The 17,206-nt window shown below is 52.2% G+C and carries 13 protein-coding genes; 10 read left to right on the top strand and 3 right to left on the bottom strand.

The annotated features are described in order from the left end of the window. The first annotated feature begins 160 nt into the window (after positions 1 to 160). Positions 161 to 364 (top strand): hypothetical protein, encoded by a 204-nt coding sequence (locus ACTNE6_RS08720; RefSeq protein WP_442499377.1) that lies wholly within the window; start codon positions 161 to 163, stop codon positions 362 to 364. A 107-nt stretch (positions 365 to 471) separates the two neighbouring features. Here the strand turns inward: ACTNE6_RS08720 and ACTNE6_RS08715 are convergent, their stop codons facing one another. The 3 genes from ACTNE6_RS08715 to ACTNE6_RS08705 are packed head-to-tail and all read right to left on the bottom strand — an operon-like array spanning position 472 to position 2,932. After that, positions 472 to 1,671: a sensor histidine kinase gene (locus tag ACTNE6_RS08715; RefSeq protein ID WP_442499376.1), complete on the bottom strand. Its 1,200-nt coding sequence runs from the start codon at positions 1,669 to 1,671 to the stop codon at positions 472 to 474. 58 nt (positions 1,672 to 1,729) lie between these two features. Beyond that, the gene (locus tag ACTNE6_RS08710; protein ID WP_442499375.1) at positions 1,730 to 2,419 is read right to left on the bottom strand and encodes a response regulator transcription factor; all 690 of its coding nucleotides are present in this window, start codon (positions 2,417 to 2,419) and stop codon (positions 1,730 to 1,732) included. A gap of 36 nt (positions 2,420 to 2,455) precedes the next feature. Further along, entirely contained in the window at positions 2,456 to 2,932 is a 477-nt protein-coding gene (locus ACTNE6_RS08705) for a hypothetical protein (protein ID WP_442499374.1), read from the bottom strand. Positions 2,933 to 3,738: 806 nt separating this feature from the next. Between ACTNE6_RS08705 and ACTNE6_RS08700 the strand changes: the two genes are divergently transcribed. The 9 genes from ACTNE6_RS08700 to truC all read left to right on the top strand — a co-directional run bounded on the left by ACTNE6_RS08700 (position 3,739) and on the right by truC (position 17,133). Beyond that, a complete protein-coding gene (locus ACTNE6_RS08700) occupies positions 3,739 to 7,122 on the top strand; it encodes a bifunctional diguanylate cyclase/phosphodiesterase (protein WP_442499373.1) in 3,384 nt (1,127 codons plus the stop codon). Between the two features lie 115 nt (positions 7,123 to 7,237). After that, a complete protein-coding gene (locus ACTNE6_RS08695; protein ID WP_442499372.1) occupies positions 7,238 to 10,756 on the top strand; it encodes a bifunctional diguanylate cyclase/phosphodiesterase in 3,519 nt (1,172 codons plus the stop codon). Between the two features lie 141 nt (positions 10,757 to 10,897). Next, on the top strand, positions 10,898 to 11,464 hold the full coding sequence (locus tag ACTNE6_RS08690) for a cytochrome b/b6 domain-containing protein (protein WP_442499371.1): 567 nt from the start codon (positions 10,898 to 10,900) through the stop codon (positions 11,462 to 11,464). Between the two features lie 35 nt (positions 11,465 to 11,499). Then, positions 11,500 to 13,434 (top strand): heavy metal translocating P-type ATPase, encoded by a 1,935-nt coding sequence (locus tag ACTNE6_RS08685; RefSeq protein WP_442499370.1) that lies wholly within the window; start codon positions 11,500 to 11,502, stop codon positions 13,432 to 13,434. A gap of 64 nt (positions 13,435 to 13,498) precedes the next feature. Continuing rightward, positions 13,499 to 13,957, top strand: a complete 459-nt coding sequence (locus ACTNE6_RS08680; RefSeq protein WP_442499369.1) for a PepSY domain-containing protein — start codon at positions 13,499 to 13,501, stop codon at positions 13,955 to 13,957. Between the two features lie 38 nt (positions 13,958 to 13,995). Then, complete coding sequence (locus ACTNE6_RS08675) at positions 13,996 to 15,321, top strand: ATP-binding protein (protein WP_442499368.1); 1,326 nt, start codon at positions 13,996 to 13,998, stop codon at positions 15,319 to 15,321. 119 nt (positions 15,322 to 15,440) lie between these two features. After that, positions 15,441 to 16,136, top strand: a complete 696-nt coding sequence (locus ACTNE6_RS08670; protein ID WP_442499367.1) for a VIT1/CCC1 transporter family protein — start codon at positions 15,441 to 15,443, stop codon at positions 16,134 to 16,136. Then, the gene (locus ACTNE6_RS08665) at positions 16,136 to 16,408 is read left to right on the top strand and encodes a GIY-YIG nuclease family protein (protein WP_442499366.1); all 273 of its coding nucleotides are present in this window, start codon (positions 16,136 to 16,138) and stop codon (positions 16,406 to 16,408) included. Before ACTNE6_RS08670 ends, ACTNE6_RS08665 begins: the two co-directional genes overlap by 1 nt. After that, positions 16,405 to 17,133, top strand: coding sequence for a tRNA pseudouridine(65) synthase TruC (gene truC / locus ACTNE6_RS08660; protein WP_442499365.1), 729 nt, complete (start codon positions 16,405 to 16,407; stop codon positions 17,131 to 17,133). Before ACTNE6_RS08665 ends, truC begins: the two co-directional genes overlap by 4 nt. Positions 17,134 to 17,206 lie beyond the last annotated feature (73 nt).

Genomic DNA, 17,206 nt, shown 5'->3' with positions numbered 1-17,206 from the left:
TTTTTCATTAAGTTCATTTCATTAAAAAAATTATGGGATTTTTTGATAAACCACTTTTTTTTTATGGTTATTGTGTTATAGTTACCGCGCTGTTGTACTTCACAGCATTTTTAAATATTCATATATTTTTAAATATTCATATATTCTTAAGGTAAATGAGATGATTGAGCAACAAGAAAAAGATAATTTCTGGCTGTATGTAGGTGCTGGCGTGATTGCTTTTGGCGCTGTGGTCTTTATGATTAAAGGTGGTGAGCACGGAAAATACGAAACAGCAAAAAAATTAATCGCTGAAGATGCCCATAACTCAGCTTACGCCATAGGTCATGACGTAAACAAAAAAATGAACCAAGACGTACAATAATAATTAGAGGAGGTTCGCTTTTTTCGGTAAGCCTGTGAACAATTACCGATAAAACGACAGAGCTTTTCACACCGGTTCCCAGACGACCTATCTGGGAACCGAATTTTTCAGGTAATTGAGGATGAATCAAACAACCATTGCACTTGCGTGCCTTTGCCTTTAACACTGTCAACCTTCAGCTGCCAACCGTAATACTCACAGATCCGTTTGGAAATGGCCAAGCCCAGTCCGCTGCCCTGACTGGACGTTCCCCGATAACCCCGTTCAAATATCCGGTCAATCTCATCCTTATCGATACCCTGCCCGGTATCAGTCACTGCAAACGCATGCTCATCAAGAAATATCGTTACTGAGCCTTGGCTGGTATAAATAAACGCATTCCTTATCAAATTGCCCATCAACATTGAAATAATAGGCGGCGAGGCATTGATGCCGGATGGCCCGTTAACTTGCTTGATGATCTTCACCTGTTTATTCAACAAGCCCCTATGGTCCTCTATCAGCTGATCAATTATCGTTGTCAATTCGATTTTATTGGTTGTCTCGTTCGTCGATACCGGACTGCGGGCCAAACCTAACAAAGTGGCCAGACGTTCCTTCATTTCAATGGCCGAACGTTGAATACGCTCTATACGCGGCCTGATTTCGTCAGGCAGGTCGCTCCGCAGCAGCAGGCCCTCGCTAGCGGCCATAATGATGGCCAAAGGAGTTCTTAACTCATGACTGGCATTGGCGGTAAATTCTCTTTCGCGCTGGATCAATGCCTGCAGGCGCTCTTTATAGGCATCGAATTCCAGAGCCAGCATGCCGACCTCATCATTGGTATAGTCCTTCGACAGGTACTCCGTGGAGTTTTCCGGGTTTAGCGTTTTGATGCGCCTGGCCAGCGTCGCTATCGGTTCGATTACTTTCTTGGAAAGCCAGAGCCCGTACCAGGTAGCCAGCCAGAGAATAATAATGACAGCAGCGATCAGATAGGTTGTGAGATTGTATTCAAGGATTTCAAAACCGGTATCATCGTAGACTATATAATAATGGTTTTTGCCATGCCTCTTAATGACAACGTCATAACTGTGCTGATTATGCTCAACATCATGAATACCCTCGGAATAGGTCGACAGGAAGCTGATTTCATTCGGCACTTTGCCATCTTCCACTTTATAGACGGTCCAGTTTTTGGACTGCTGCATCGATAAAGCCGGGCTGCGGTCCGTCACCTGTATGAAATGATCGAGCTCCTCAGCCAGGTAAGCCCCCATCACCTGTTTTTCCAGAGAATCAAAGGCCAGTATCAGGAATGTGATCATAAACAGGCTCAACAGAAAGCCCAACAAGGGATAGGACAGAAATATCCGGAATCTGATTTTATGATGGTATGGCATCGCTTGGCTTTAACTGGTAACCCACGCCGCGAATGGTATGCAGCAACGGTGTACTAAATGATTTATCGATGGCATGGCGCAAATGATGGATGTGTACGCGCAGCGCCTCGCCATCGGGAGGCGCATCCCCCCATATGCTGTATTCAAGATGTTGCCTGGACACGACCCGCGGCGATTGCCTCATCAGTACTTCCAGAATCTGGAATTCAATCGCGGTCAGCTCGATCAGCTTAGCGCCCCGCCTCACCTCGCGCGTTTCGGGTGTCAGCACCAAATCGCCGACAGTCAATGTCGTCTGTTGATGCAGGCCGGCAGTGCGGCGCATCAATGCTTTCAGCCTGTACCTTAATTCTTTCAAGGAAAAAGGTTTAACCAGATAATCATCCGCTCCCCGCTCAAAGCCTCTTAACCTGTCATCCAAGGTATCGCGCGCCGTCAGCATCAATATCGGCACCCAGTTGCCGGCATCCTGCCGCAGGCGCCGGCACAGTTCAAGCCCGTCCATGCCGGGCAGCGTCAAGTCCAGAATAATGGCGTCATACTCATTGACCACCGCCAGATGCAAGCCGGTAATCCCGTCAGCGGCGGTATCGATCGTATCGCCCTGCAGCTCAAGAAAATCGGCCAATTCGCTGCATAGATCCTGATTGTCTTCAATAATAAGCAAGCGCATGTAATGGAAAGGCCGATAGGACAGCCAGTGCCTTTATTATTCTTCGCGTTCTTTCTTGATAATATTGCCCTTGTTATCAACCGTAACGTTCCAGGTCCTATTGTCAGAGACTATGGATAAATCATATTCCTCGCCCGGACCATTAGGGTTGACGATTAATATAGCCTCTTTAATTTCATATTTTGAAAAAGTCGATTTCAGATTGTCCTTGACAGTATCGGGCATCAGATTTGAGGCATCGATTTTTTCGCCATTGACATAAAAATGCCCGTCTTTTCTATACAGTTCAATTTGCTCGTTTTCGCCATCCTTGAAATGGATCTCGTACACGGCCTGACCAAAATGTGTTTTTTGTTCAGCTTTTATATCCGCAGCATTCGGATGTTTTTTTTGAATCTGAACCATTATTTGTTCAGGAAGCGCTTCCTCAGCCGCAATCGCCACTGGAGGACCGGCAGCAAAGGCAGACGCAGCCAGCGCAAAGAAACTGAGGTTTAAAAGATATTTACGCATTTATATAACCTATAATTAAAAATATGACCTTCGTAGTGTCATTATTTTGGCAGGCCTTTATTTTTAGACACTCTTAGTAAAAAGTGGACACTACAATTTTAAAGAAAATAACAAAAGGCTAATACAAGAAGCCAGCTCTATTTTGAATAGCATGGCCCGCGTATATTACCCGTCTGAGCCTAACTTTCCAACCTTTCAAACATTGGCTAAAACCAGAGATGATATACCGATAGATATTTCTGACCATGAACTTATGTTTAGGAAGTACCGAGAATTTTTGATACACTTCCTGTCCGCAAAGACTTACAAACCAAGAAAAACTGCATTTGGCCATAATGCAATACATCTGTTTGTTGTTGCGTTTTCATTGATCGCTATCAATAGAGTCGTAGTTAGTGAAAAACTATAAAAAACAGATGGTGACGGACAAGAGCCTGTTCCGTCTACCGTCGATAAAAAAGAAATCGCTCTGAATATCATGCTTCGCTTCATGCACTGCATTCAAATCAAAAACGTCATGAAAAGGCTTATTCACCACGAAGAATACGAAGAATAAAATCAAGCTTATCAATACTTTAAAGCTTCGTGCTCTTCGTGTCCTTCGTAATTAAATTTCTTAGTATCGAGTACTTTCACACTTTTGACAGCCAAAACACGCATGAGAGCATTCAGACCCGACATTAAGATTTTGAGAAAAGCGTGAGGCAAGCAGAGCAATATATTGCCTGTAGTGCCTGTTTATTTATCTGGAAAACAAACTGTATAGAATACTTTTATAGCAGTTCTTCAACCTTCAGTAGCAATCCGTGAAATCTTTCCTTGCCCAAACACTTCCAGGTAAAAACATCCTGAATCAATTACGGGGTTATCACCGGTCTGATTTTGCTCAATTAACCAGTCTGATGCTGACCTACGCATTGTTGATCTCCATTGCCCTGACCAGCTTGACTATCGACGCGGCAACCATTTCCGTTATCTGGCTCCCCGGCGGCTTAGGATTAGGCGCATTGTTGATCAGTGGCAGGCGATATTGGCCTGCCTTATTGACGGGCTCCTTGCTCGCTCAACTCGCGCTCGGAAATGCCGTGCTGCCATCATTTCTGATTGCGTTGAGCAATACCATCGAACCTCTGCTTGCCGCCTGGATACTTGGGCAAGAATCAGCCTGGAAAAAATGGGCTCCGCATCGATTCAATCCGGCACTGATACATCTGCGTGACTATTGCCAACTGGTGCTGGCCGGAGCGATTGCTGCCGTTGCAGCAGCGCTGGCCGGTGTCGCGGCACTCTGGCAGGCTGGTTTAATCACCGTAAAAATGTTTCCGGACAGTTTGCTGCATTGGTGGATGGGATACACGTTGGGCATTATTCTGGTAACGCCTTTGATACTGATATGGCGACAACCGCCGCTCAACTGGTTTGAACGCCGGCGCATGTTTGAAACCCTGGCCTGTTTCGGCCTGTCTTTTTTGGCAGGCCAGATCATCTTTCTTGACTGGTTCATTGATACTTTCGGCAATTTTGCCAACGGCTTCATCATGTTCTTCTTTGTTGCCTGGAGCGCCGGACGCTTTGGCCGTCACGGCGTCTTGCTGGTCATCGGCATGACGACGCTGCAAGCGCTGCTGGGCGCGGTAAACGGCATCGGTTATTTTGCCGCGGACAGTGAACAAACCGGGCTGGTCAATTTATGGCTTTATCTGTTCGTGCTGGCGATAGTCGGCATGACGCAGGCTTTGACCATTTCCAGGAATCAAGAAAGTGAAGCCGCGCAGCATGCCGACGGGGAGCGCTGGAAATTTGCGCTGGAAGGTGCCGGCGATGGCGCATGGGACTGGAATTTGCAAACGCATGAAATCTTTCTGTCGCCATGCAGCAAGGATATGCTCGGTTTTCCCTTGGATGGGCAGAAAATAAGCGATCAGGACTGGAAATCGATCATACATCCTGCCGACTATGAACGTCTGATGTACGATCTGCAAGCCCATCTCGAAGGATGGGCCGCTTCTTTTGTCACTGAACACCGCATCCGATATCCGAATAACAACTGGAAGTGGCTGGGTGCGCGTGGCAGGGTAATCCGCTGGGATGCCGCCGGCAATCCGTTACACATGACCGGTATATACAGAGACATCAGCGAGATCAAGCAGATGCAGTGGTCACTGGTTCATACTTTCCTGGAAGCATCGCAGGAATGCATGCTTCTGGTCGATAATGACGGCACCGTTCTGTTCGCCAACCAGGTTGCCGTACACACATTCGCTTACCCCTTCTCCGAGCTGATCGGCCTTAATATCGACCTGCTGGTGCCAAAGTTCTCCAGCGCCAGCCGTAGCCGGCGCTGCGCCGAATCCACGCGCAGTCGGCATCCACTGCCAGCGGGCATCCATAAGTGGCTATCCGGCGTCCGCAAAGACGGCACCGAATTTCCCGTCGAAATCGGCATGAGCTCTGTCGAACTCGACAATCGCCTGAACACCATCGCCAGCGTCATCGATATTACCGAGCGCAAGCAATTCGAGCAGAAGCTGAAATTTTCAGCCACAGTCTGCCATGCTATCGGCGAAGCCATTATGGTCGCCGATGCCTCCAATCGCATTATCGCCATCAATCCCGCTTTTACGCAGCTGACCGGCTATACCGAGCAGGAAGCGATCGGCCGGTCTACCAAACTACTCAAGTCCGGCCGGCATGACATCGCCTTCTACCGGGACATGTGGCATAAGCTGGAAAAAACCGGCCGCTGGCAGGGCGAAGTCTGGAACCGGCGTAAAAATGGCGAAGAGTACTTCGAATGGCTGATGATCAACACCATTTACGACAGTGCCGGTGAAGTGCATCAGCGCATCGCCATCTTCTCGGATATCACGAATCAAAAACTGGCCGAGCAAACCATTTGGAAGCAGGCCAATTTCGACTCGCTGACCGGCCTGCCTAACCGCTGCCTGTTCCAGGACCGCCTGGAACAAGGAATCAAGAAAAGCGACCGCACCGGCCTGCCGATGGCACTGATGCTTCTGGATCTCGACCGCTTCAAGGAAGTCAATGATACTTTAGGCCATGATATGGGCGACATCCTGCTCAAGAAGAGCGCCCGACGACTGAGCAGCTGCGTGCGTGGAACCGATACCGTAGCCCGGCTCGGCGGCGACGAATTCACGATTATCCTGAGTGACCTCCACGATCCCGGCAACGTGGAACGCATTGCCCAGGACATCCTGAAAAAGCTGTCTGAACCGTTCCGTTTGAAGCACGAAGTGGCTTATGTCTCGGCCAGCATCGGCATCACCTTCTATCCGAACGACGGCAAAGGCATCGATGCATTGCTCAAGAATGCCGACCAGGCCATGTATGCCTCCAAAAACCAGGGCCGCAATCGCTACAATTATTTCATACCGGTCATGCAGGAGGCCGCGCAAAACCGCATGCGCCTGGCCAACGATTTGCGCGGCGCACTCGACGCCGGCCAGTTCAGCCTGATTTATCAGCCCATTATCGAACTGGCGACCGGCGTTATCCATAAGGCCGAAGCGCTGATTCGCTGGCAGCATCCGACCCGCGGCATCGTCAGTCCGGCCGAGTTCATCGCGATCGCCGAGGAAACCGGCCTGATTATCGACATCGGTGATTGGGTCTTTCGCGAGGCCGCCTGCCAGGTCAAGCACTGGCGAGAACGGCACCATCCGGATTTCCAGGTCAGCATCAATAAATCGCCCGTCCAATTTCACTATGAAGGCGAGAATCATACCGCCTGGCTCGATTATCTGCGGCAACAAGGACTGCCCGGGCACAGCATCGTCGTCGAAATCACCGAGGGCATCATGCTGGATGCGAACACGGCCATCACCGATCAATTGCTCGATTTCCGCGATGCCGGCATACAGGTATCGATCGACGATTTCGGCACCGGTTACTCGTCGCTGTCCTACCTGAAAAAATTCGACATCGACTACCTTAAGATCGACCAGTCATTTATCAGCAATCTGGCGCCCGGCTCCGAAGACATGGCGCTCTGCGAGGCCATTGTCGTCATGGCGCACAAGCTCGGCATCAAGGTGATCGCGGAAGGCGTGGAAACGGCCCAGCAGCGCGACCTGCTGACCAGCATCGGCTGTGACTTTGGGCAAGGTTACCTGTTTTCAAAACCATTGCCGGCTAATGAATTTGAAAAGCTGCTTGAAACCGTTTAAGAGACGGGTATAAAACTCCAAGATAACCGGGTAAAATTTTGCTGTTGTTTAACCCGGCATTTCGGCCTTTGCACAACTTGCCGCCGTCGATAACGCACTCTTGGGTAAAAGTGTCTTGAATGGATTATTGATTTATCGCTGGACTGATGTACTAGGGCTTGTTGCCCTGGCGCTTGTATATGCGCTGCTTGCCTTTATCGTGCTTGTTTACTTTTCTGTAAACGGCATGGTTTCCGTCATATGGCCGCCCAGCGGCTTGGCGCTTGCTACGCTGTTGATCGGCGGCAGGAAATACTGGCCCGGCATTTTTGTCGGCGCTTTCATCGGCAGCCTGATGGCGGGCAGCCCTGCCTGGGCGTCGCTGTTCATCGCGGCCGGCAATACGCTGGAGGCGTTTGTTTGTCTTTGGCTGCTGTCTCGGCCAGGCCGCTTTAATTCCGCACTGACTCATCCCCGCGATTATCTTTGGCTGATGCTGACGGCTGCTGCCGGCGCCAGCGTCAGCGCATCGGCTGTCGCTACGGCTTTGCTGTTGACCGGACTCCTGACACAGCAAACGATGATGCCGAACCTGCTTCATTGGTGGATGGGCGATATGCTTGGCATCATTCTGGCAACACCGCTGATTTTGGTATGGCGCAGAATGCCTCGCGGCTGGTTCCAGCGCCAACGTGCATTAGAAACCGCGAGTTGTTTCGGTTTGTCTTTTATGGTTGGACAGATCGTATATATGGACTGGTTTCATGACAGCCTGGGCGATTTCCCGAAAGGCTTTCTGATATTTCCCTTCATTACCTGGAGCGCTGCCCGCTTTGGCCGTCACGGCGTCTTGCTGGTCATCGGCATGACGGCGCTGCAAGCGCTGCAGGGCGCGATGAACGGCATCGGTTATTTTGCCACAGACATTGCACAAACAGGACTGGTCAATTTATGGCTTTATCTGTTCGTGCTGACAATAGTCGGCATGACGCAGGCCTTGACCATTTCCAGAAGCCGAGAAAGCGAAGCCGCGCTACGCACCAGTGAAGAGCGCTGGAAATTTGCTCTGGAAGGCGCCGGCGATGGCGTATGGGATTGGAACTTCCAGACCGGCGAAGTCTTCTTTTCCGAGCGCTGCCATGAAATACTGGGATTTGCCGACAAGGAGCGAAAGAGCCAATACCGCCACTGGAGATCGACCATCCATCCGGAGGACTATGCCCGCATGATGAAAGATCTGTACGCGCACCTGGACGGCATGACGCTCGCTTTCAATAACGAGCACCGTGCCCGGTATCGGGATATCGGCTGGCGGTGGCTGCTGACGCGCGGCATGGTAGTCAGCCGCGATGCCGCCGGCAAGGCGCTGCGCATGATCGGAACGCAAACCGACATTACCGAGCGCAAGCGCGTGGAAATGGGCAATCGCTCGCGCAGTCATGTGCTGGAGCTGATATCAAAAAGCCTGCCGCTGCCGGAGATACTGAGAGCCCTGGCGCTGAGCATGGAATCGCAAAACCCTGCCGTTCTGTGCTCTATCCTGTTGCTGGATGACGAGGGCAAACGTCTGTTGACGGGCGCCGCACCCAGCCTGCCGGATTTCTATACTGCCGCCATTCATGGTCTGCCCATCGGCATGGGCGTAGGTTCTTGCGGCACTGCGGCCTTTACGGGCCGGAATGTCATTGTCGAGGATATTGCCTCACATCCCTACTGGCAGCCGATTAAGAAACTGGCGGCCAGAGCCAACCTGCACGCCTGCTGGACGGTTCCCATCAAGGCCGCTGACGGCAAGGTGCTCGGCACCTTCGCCATTTACCATCATGTAGTCAAAGCACCGGCTGCCGGAGAAATCGACCTGATTGAGCAGTTTGCCAAGTTGGCGGGTATTGCGATCGAGAGACAACTGGCCAGCGATGCGCTGCGCGAAAGCTCGCAATATTTGCGCACAATCATCGAAACTTCGCCTGAGTGCGTGAAGATCATAGACCGCGACGGCGTACTGCTGTCCATGAATGCAGCCGGCCTTAAAATGATCGAGTCAGACGATGAGGCCGACGTCATCGGCCAGAACTTCTATTCTGTCATTGCCCCCGAGCATCTGGATGCCTTTCGGGAGTTAAACGAGCAAGTCTGCCAGGGACAAAAAGGCACGCTTGAATTCGAGATCATCGGCCTGCACGGCACACGCCGCTGGATGGAAACCCATGCCGTGCCTTTTTCAGGCAAACCGGGCGATAAACTGGTCCAACTGTCGATTACCCGCGATATCACTAAAAGAAAAGAGGCTGAAGCATTGATCTGGCAGCAAGCCAATTTCGATACACTGACGGGTCTGCCCAACCGGCGCATGTTGCAGGATCGCCTGGAACAGGCATGCAAGAAATCCCGCCGTACGTGCCGGCCTCTGGCCGTGATATTCCTTGATCTCGACCGCTTCAAGGAAGTCAATGACGCGCTGGGGCACGACATGGGCGACATCCTGCTGATCGATGCGGCACAGCGTCTGCGTCACTGCGTGCGTGAAACCGATACCGTGGCGCGCCTGGGCGGCGATGAATTCACCATCATTCTGAGCGAACTGGACGATGCCGGCGTCATCGAACGTGTCGTGCACACGATTCTCAAGAAACTGGCTGAGCCGTTTCAGCTGAGAGATGAAGTGGCTTATGTGTCGGCCAGCATCGGCATCACCCTTTATCCGATCGATGGCGCCAGTTGCGATACGTTGCTCAAGAATGCCGACCAGGCCATGTATGCCTCCAAAAATCAGGGCCGCAATCGCTACAACTACTTCATTCCGTCCATGCAGGAGGCCGCGCAAAACCGCATGCGCCTGGCCAACGATTTGCGCGGCGCACTCGACGCCGGCCAGTTCAGTCTGGTTTATCAGCCCATTGTCGAACTGGCGACCGGCGTTATCCATAAGGCCGAAGCGCTGATTCGCTGGCAGCATCCGAGCCGCGGCATGGTCAGTCCGGCCGAGTTCATCGCGATCGCCGAGGAAACCGGCCTGATTATCGACATCGGCGATTGGGTCTTCCGCGAGACCGTCCGCCAGGTCAAGCACTGGCGAGAACGGCACCATCCGGATTTCCAGGTCAGCATCAACAAATCGCCCATTCAGTTCCATAATGAAACCAACAACCATGCCGCCTGGTTCGATTATCTGCAACAACAGGGACTACCTGGACAATGCGTCGTTATCGAGATCACTGAAGGCTTATTGCTGGATGCGAGCACGGCCATCACCGATCAATTGCTCGATTTCCGCGATGCCGGCGTGCAAGTCGCTCTGGACGACTTCGGCACCGGTTACTCGTCGCTGTCCTATCTGAAAAAATTCGACATCGACTACCTCAAGATCGACCGGGCCTTTGTCAGCAACCTGGCGCCCGGCTCCGAAGACATGGCGCTCTGCGAAGCCATTATCGTCATGGCGCACAAGCTCGGCATCAAGGTGGTCGCAGAAGGCGTGGAAACGGCCCAGCAGCGCGACCTGCTGACCAGCGTCGGCTGTGACTATGGGCAAGGCTATCTGTTCTCAAAACCCTTGCCGGCCGAAGCATTTGAACGCCTGCTCAAGGACCTTAACGCAGTTCAGATGATGAATCTGCATGATGAGACCGGAAGAACCACAAAGATGTATATTTAAAGGGCCTGCTAGCAGCTTCAATAAAAAATGCTTATAAATTGTCTTGCCTCAATATTTTCGAGGCTCACTGCGGACAGAATTCATTTTTATTTCATGCGGCTTTGATACAGTAATATCTGTCTATACTTAAGGAACAGCACTATGAACTCGCAAGAATGGGTTAAGGTTTGGGATCTGCCTTTAAGAATTTTCCACTGGCTGTTGGTAGCGGCTTTCTTTGCCGCCTATCTGACAGAGGATGATTTCCTGACCCCGCATGTCTGGGCCGGCTATCTGGTTTTCGGACTGCTGATTTTCAGATTGGTTTGGGGATTTATCGGCAATCAATACGCCAGGTTTTCGAATTTTCTGTGCAGCCCCGGCCAATCGATCAGCTACCTCAAAGACATGATAGCATTGAAATCCAGGCGCTACCTGGGCCATAATCCGGCCGGAGCCGCCATGATTGTGCTTTTGCTGGTCAGTTTGCTGTTGACCGTTATCTCGGGTTTTGCGGTTTACGGAGCCGATCAAGGAGCAGGTCCTCTGGCCGGAATCGTCGACTCCCGCCATGAAAAATTGTGGGAAGAAGTTCATGAATTTTTCGCCAACTTCGCTCTGTTGCTGGTTGTTGCGCATATTCTGGGTGTCGCCGCCGGAAGCTATATCCACCGTGAAAGCCTGGTAAAAGCCATGATTCATGGCTATAAGCGTCTATCAGATAAATAACCGAGGACATTGATCTTCACTCATAAACTTAAAAAATGGCCCATACCCAACAAGCAACCTCAAGATCGGAAAGCCTCATTTCCGTTTTGAGCCTGCTCGGCATCGGCGCTTACCTGGTAATGCGCTATGCGCTCGATACAGGCCATGAAATTTATACGCTGTCGGGCAACGCCTCACTGACTGCGCCGGATGCAGGCATTTACTCTGGGCAGTTCGGTTTTCGCATCTCACTGGCAGAACTGCCGTTGATCACCGTCCTGATTCTGGGCGGCGTGCCGCTGCTTTACCAGTTGGCCGCCAAGCTGTTGCAGCGCGATCTGGGCGCCGATCTGCTGGCCGGCATGTCCATTGTCACGGCCATCCTGCTGCATGAATATCTGGCCGGCAGCCTGGTCGTGCTAATGCTGGCCGGCGGCGCGGTGCTGGAATCCTACGCGGCCCGCCGAGCCTCTTCAGTGCTGGAAGCGCTGGCCAGGCGCATGCCGTCCGTCGCACACCGCAAATCAGCCGATACGCTCATCGACATTACCACCGAGCAAGTCGTTATCGGCGATACTTTATTGATTCTGCCGCATGAGATCTGTCCGGTCGACGGCACAGTGCTGGAAGGCGTCGGCACGATGGATGAATCCTATCTGACGGGTGAACCGTACATGATGTCGAAAGTCCGCGGCTCGCAAGTGCTGTCCGGGGCCGTCAACGGCGATACGGCATTGACCATTCGCGCCGACAAGCTTGCCGTCGATTCACGTTATGCCAAGATCATGGAAGTCATGCGTTCATCCGAGCAGCATCGCCCCAAGCTCAGACGCCTGGGCGATCAGTTGGGCGCGGTTTACATGCCGGTGGCGGTTGCCATCGCCCTGTTTGCCTGGCTGGCCAGCGGCGAAGTGATCCGTTTTCTGGCCGTGCTGGTCATCGCCACCCCCTGCCCTTTGCTGATCGGCATTCCGGTCACGATTATCAGCTCCATTTCACTGGCGGCGCGGCGCGAGATTATCATCAAGAATCCGGCCATTCTGGAGACTATAGGCACTTGCCGCACGGCGATTTTCGACAAAACCGGTACGCTGACCTACGGCCGCCCGGCGCTGATCGCCTTAATTCCCGGCAATGGTCATCATGAGCGCGACGTACTGACCCTGATCGCCAGCCTGGAGCGCTACTCAAAGCATCCTTTATCGAGCGCCATCATCAAAGCCGCCGAAAAATCCGCTTTGCCCTTATTAAATGTCACCAATATCACGGAATTGCCCGGCGAAGGGTTAAAAGGTGAAGTGGAAGGAAAGCGGGTCCAGATCACCAGCCGCCAGAAATTTCTTGCCCTTCAGCCGGCAGCGGAATTGCCGCCCATCGGCGGCGGCCTGGAATGCGTCGTATTGATTAATGACGCTTACGCCGCCACGCTGCAGTTTCGCGATGAAGTGCGCGCTGACAGCTCATCCTTCATCACTCACCTGCGGCCAAGCCATCTATTTGATCGGGTCATGCTGGTCTCGGGCGACCGCGAATCGGAAGTTTGCTATCTGGCCGAGCAGGTTGGGATTGAACATGTTTACTTCGGGCAGAGTCCAACTCAGAAGCTGGACATCGTGCGCCGAGAAACCGAAGCGGCAAAAACCGTTTTCCTGGGCGACGGCATCAACGATGCTCCCGCACTGACTGCTGCGACCATAGGCATCGCCTTCGGCCAGAACAGCGATATTACCGGCGAATCCGCCGATGCCGTGATCATGGACAGTTCGCTGCTGAAAGTCGACGAGCTTTTTCATATCGGCGAACGCATGCGCGCTATCGCGCTGCAAAGCGCAATAGGTGGCATGTCGCTTAGCATAATCGGTATGATAGCGGCCGGAATGGGCTATCTGACTCCGGTCGCGGGCGCCATCACCCAGGAGATTATTGATGTCATTGCAGTATTGAATGCGTTACGGGCGGCGATACCGCCGAAAACGCTTTCCGATTTTTAATACGGCGAATTTGTCGAATTTACCGGAAAGAATACCGTTAATTTTTATGAGATTGGGCTGAAAAATGATAACGACCATTTTATCCTCTGAAACCTCGCACGCTCGGCAACAGCGCGTTAACCGCCTGCATGCTAGCCGTCATATTTATTTGCCGGGCATTTTCCAGTGCTTGCGGAAACTGCTGTTGCTCAGCGTTTTTTCCGTTCTGATGTGTGAAAGCTGCATGGCCATGAGCGCTTCAGTGAATGATCATGACCAGGCTAAAAAACTGCTCGATGACGGTATCGTGCAGCCACTGGAAAGCATTCTGAACTTGTATACGGAACAATATCCAGGGCCGGTTATGGATATAAAATTAGAAACGAAAAATAAGCTGATATTCTATAAAATAGACATCACTGACAGAGACGGTATCGTTCAGACATTGACTGTCAACGCGCAATCCGGCCAATTACTGCAATCCGACCCATTAATATTAGCGAGAAAAAAGGGCTCCAAGAAAAATGCAACCGCTACAAATTGAAAATAAGTGGAATTGACTAAATTGAAGGAACAATTTGCATGAAATCATTGCAACAACGCCTCAGCGTTGCTTTAGTGATTAGTTTAATCATTATATTTCCAACTTTATGGTGGCTGACCGACAGCACCATGCAGGATATAGCCGAAAAATACGTGATGTCGCACTTGGCGCAGGAAGCCGAAAGCGTATTGGCTGCAACTCAGGTTGATAAAGATGAAAAAATCACGCTGAATACGAAGCAAATCAATCCTGTCTACCTGCAGCCCTTTTCAGGGCGATATTATCAGCTGCGCAGCAATGATGACCTAATACGCTCGCGTTCGCTGTGGGATAAGGAATTAATTATTCCGGACCTGAGCGAAGGTGAAAAGCGCCGGCTTTATCTATCCGGACCACAGCAGCAATCCCTGCTGGTCATGGCCTACGGTTACAATAAACATGACCGGACCATTACCGTTGCAGTCGCTGAAGACCTGTCGCCGACACTGGCATTCATCAAGCCTTTCCAATCCCGGTTCATGCTGATAGCACTGGCAATGTTGCTGCTGCTGATAGCTATGCAGATCATTATCCTTAATCACATGTTCCAACCTTTAAAACGCATAAAAAAGCAGATCAGTGCGCTGGATCAGGGCGAAATAGACCGGTTCGATACTGATGTGCCCAAGGAAGTATCACCGCTGGTCGAAGTAACCAATCAGTTGCTGGATGTGTTGGATCAACACCCCGAACTGCACCCGCGCGATAATCCTGAAGCTCTGAAACACGTAACAAAACGGCCTTTAGCCGAGCTGCAGCAATTGCCGGACCAAGAGACCGTACAATCAGAGCCCGCAGTTGATCCTCCATTGCAGGCGCAACCTGTCAACGCGGAGCGCATGCTTGAGACAATTTTCCAGGCAACCCCGAATCCGTCGGTTATAGAATGCGATATCGAACAGGAAATATTGACGCTGATCAGCGTTCTGGAAAGCATGTATCAGGAAAAGAATCTGGACATTACCTTTATCATGCCGCAAACCGACGTTTTGTTAATGGATGGTGAAAACCTGCTTGAACTGTCCGGCAACCTGCTCAAAAATGCTTGCAAATGGGCCCAGTCCAAAGTCTTGCTGAGCGTCGAAATCGACGAGTCCATTCATTTAAGGATTGAAGATGACGGGCCGGGCATTTCCGAAACCGGCCTGATCGATCTTGCCCAGCAGAACATTGTGCTGGATCAGGCCACAAGCGGTTATCTCCTGGGCCTGACTACGGCGCGACTGATCGCTCAACAGCATAGTGGCCAGCTGAAGCTCAGCCAGTCCAATGAGCTGGGCGGCTATTGTGTCGAAGTCGTATTGCCGCTGGCTTCGGCGCTGTAATCATGTAAACCACGAAGCTTCGTGAGGTACGCATTGCGTACCTTTACAGAGCCATGAGCCGGCGCTTCTGAAAGCTGCGTCGCCACGATGAACCAATCTCCTTTATTTAAGGACAGCCCATGCCCCGCCATCATCCCGAAACCCATCGCACCCATCGCATAGGCTGGCTGCGCGCGGCCGTTTTAGGCGCCAACGACGGCATCGTATCCACCGCGAGCTTAATCGCCGGCTTTGCTGCTTCCAACGCAGCCTTTAACGAAATTATATTGGCCGGCGTGGCGGGGCTGGTAGCCGGCGCCATGTCGATGGCCGCGGGAGAATACGTATCAGTCAGCTCCCAGGCCGATACCGAACAGGCCGATCTGGCCCGAGAACTCAGGGAACTCCATGAAAATGAACCCTATGAGAAAAATGAACTGGCGGCCATTTATATCCAACGCGGTCTGGAACCAGGCCTGGCCGAGCAGGTTGCTGAACAGCTGATGCAACACAATGCCTTGGAAGCCCATGCCCGCGATGAGCTGGGCATCTCGTCGGCGGTGGCCGCCCGCCCGATTCAGGCCGCATTGACGTCGGCCGCCACATTTGCCGTCGGCGCGCTCATGCCTTTATTGGTTGTACTGATCGCCCCTGCCGCCTATTTGTTGGCATCGGTGATTACCTCATCGCTGCTATGCCTCGCCTTGCTCGGCATGCTTGCAGCCTACACCGGCGGCGCAAGCCGGCTCAAAGGCGCCTGCCGCGTCACGTTCTGGGGCGCGCTGGCCATGGGATTGACGGCCGCTGTCGGTTCTGTCTTCGGCACTGCCGTCTGATGCACTGGTCCGTTTATATCATCCGTTGCACTGACGATTCGCTCTACACGGGCATTACCAATGACGTCCACAGGCGCTTTCATGAGCATACCAACGGACTGGGCGCCAAGTATTTTCGCGGACGCCAGCCCAAAGAACTGGTTTATGTTGAAACCGGCCACGACCGCAGCTCCGCCAGCAAACGCGAATTCGCCATCAAAAAGCTGCCCCGCCCCGATAAATTACAGTTGATTTCCTCAGACTTGAACCGAGTAATCGATTTTATCTTATGAAAATTCTTTATCAGGATGACCATTTCGTCGCCGTCAATAAACCGGCCGGCCTGCTCGTACACCGTTCCGAAATCGACCGGCATGAAACCCGGTTTGCCGTGCAAATGCTGCGCGACCAGCTCGGCCGCCGCGTGTTTCCAGTGCACCGGCTCGATAAACCGACCGCCGGGGTACTGTTGTTCGCACTGAGCCCCGAAGCGGCCAGACGCATGATGGCTGCATTCATGGGCGACGGCATCAGGAAAACCTATCTAGCCGTCGTGCGCGGGCATACGGCTGAAATGGACACCATCGATTATCCCCTGAAGGAAGAGCTGGACAAAATGACCGATGCCAAAGCCGACCCGAACAAACAGGCGCAACCTGCCGTGACCCGTTACCGGCGCCTGGCGACAGTCGAGTTGCCCCACGCGGTAGGGCGCTACCCGAGCTGTCGCTATTCCCTGCTCCGACTATCGCCCGAAACCGGACGCAAGCATCAGCTCAGGCGGCATATGAAGCATATTTTCCATCCCATCGTCGGCGACACCACGCATGGCGACGGCCGGCACAACGCCTTTTTCAGGTCGCATTTCGACTGCCATCAACTGCTCCTGGCGGCGACCGGCCTGGCGTTCGCCCATCCCTATTCCGGCCGGCCAGTGGATATTACAGCCCCGCTCGATCAGGTTTACAGCCGCGTCATAACGGAACTGGGCTGGGGAAATTTACCCGGCCAGTTTTAGATGTAGGGCACGCATTGCCTGCCTTTTATAATCTGCCCAAGTACTGCGCTCATAGTAAAGGTACGCAATGCAT

This window comes from Methylobacter sp. sgz302048 (assembly GCF_052162025.1).
GTDB lineage: Bacteria > Pseudomonadota > Gammaproteobacteria > Methylococcales > Methylomonadaceae > Methylobacter.
This window is presented reverse-complemented; position numbering and strand designations above follow the sequence as displayed.